The sequence below is a fragment of the Amorphus sp. 3PC139-8 genome, assembly GCF_040750475.1.
Classification (GTDB): Bacteria; Pseudomonadota; Alphaproteobacteria; order Rhizobiales; family Amorphaceae; genus Amorphus.
This window is the reverse complement of the sequence record NZ_JABJVY010000072.1, coordinates 1-1,362: the sequence shown is the minus strand read 5'-3', so window position 1 is coordinate 1,362 and position 1,362 is coordinate 1. Positions and strand designations below refer to the sequence as shown.

The 1,362-nt window shown below is 68.3% G+C and carries 1 protein-coding gene; it reads right to left on the bottom strand.

What is annotated here, in order from left to right; genetic code table 11:
• Nucleotides 1-1,362, bottom strand: a 1,362-nt coding sequence (locus HNS03_RS25665; protein ID WP_367198884.1) for an amidohydrolase family protein, incomplete at its 5' end; no start/stop codon positions are given.

Here is a 1,362-nt window from a genome sequence, read left to right as displayed (position 1 = left end):
TCATCCCCTTGTGTCCTTATAGATTTTTCCGTCCTTCATGATCATGCGGAGATTTGTGTCGGGATCGGAGAGGAAGTCGAGGGTCTGGGTGGGATCGCCGTCTGCGACCAGGATGTCGGCGAAGGCGCCGGGCTCGATCACGCCGAGCTTGCCGTCATAGGGGTTGCGCGGTCCGGACAGGCGCAGAAGCTCGCCATTGGTGCCGGTCGCGATCGCAAGCAGATCCAGCGGCTCGTAGAAGCGCGGCGTGAGCTTGGCGAGCTGACGGCCATGGCTCGGCAGGTTCTGCGGGCTGAACAGGATGTCGGTGCCCCAGGCCGTCTTCACACGGTGCCGCTTCGCCATCTCGTAGGCCCGCACGGTGCCCTTCGCGACCTCTTCCTGCTTGGCCTTGGCGCTCGGCCCCGATTTGATGTTGGCGTCGACGTCGGCCAGGAAGGGCTGCAGGCTCCACCACGCGCCCATGTTGGCCATCATCTTGACCGCCTCCTCGTCGGCGAGCTGGCCGTGCTCGATCGACTGCACCCCCGCGCGCAGCGCCCGCTTGATGCCGGGCGGCGTATAGACGTGCACCATCACGTAGGTGTTCCAGTCGCCCGCCGCCTGCACCCCCGCGTGCAACTCCTCCTCGGTATATTGCAGCGTGTCGATCGGATCGAACGACGAGGTCACCCCGCCGCCGGCCATCAGCTTGATCTGCGAGGCCCCCAGCATGAGCTGCTCGCGCACCCGCTTCAGCACCTGCGCGCGCCCGTCCGCGATCGCCGCCACCCCGACGCGTTCGCCGTAGCTGACATCGTCCAGCGCGGCGGGCACCTCGTGGCGCATGCGGAAATCGCCGTGGCCGGAGGTCTGCGAGATCATCGCCCCACAGGGATAGATGCGCGGACCGTCGACCACGCCCTCGTCGATCGCCCGCTTCAGCGCGAACGACGGCCCGCCGGCATCGCGCACCGAGGTGAAGCCGCGCATCAAGGTGCGCTCCGCCTCGCGCGCGGCGACCAGATAGATGTAACCGACATCCGCCGTCATGGCGGCCATCTCGGTGATGGCGCACAGCATGGAGTGCCAATGGGCGTCGATCAGGCCGGGCATGGCGAGCCGGCCGCCGCAGTCGATCACCTGAGCGCCCTCGATGCGCTCGTCCGCCCCCGGCAGACCGGCGATCCGGTTGCCCTCCACCAGGATCGACACGCCCTCGCGCAGGCTGCCGAGGCCGTCGAACAGGCGAAGATTGGTGAGGAGCAGCGGCCGGTCCGCGATCCTCGGTTCCGCCGCAGACGCCTTGTCCGCCTTCAGGCCGAGAAAGGGCGCGACCGAGGCCGCCGCCGCCCCGACCAGCAGGGCGCGGCGGGAGAAATC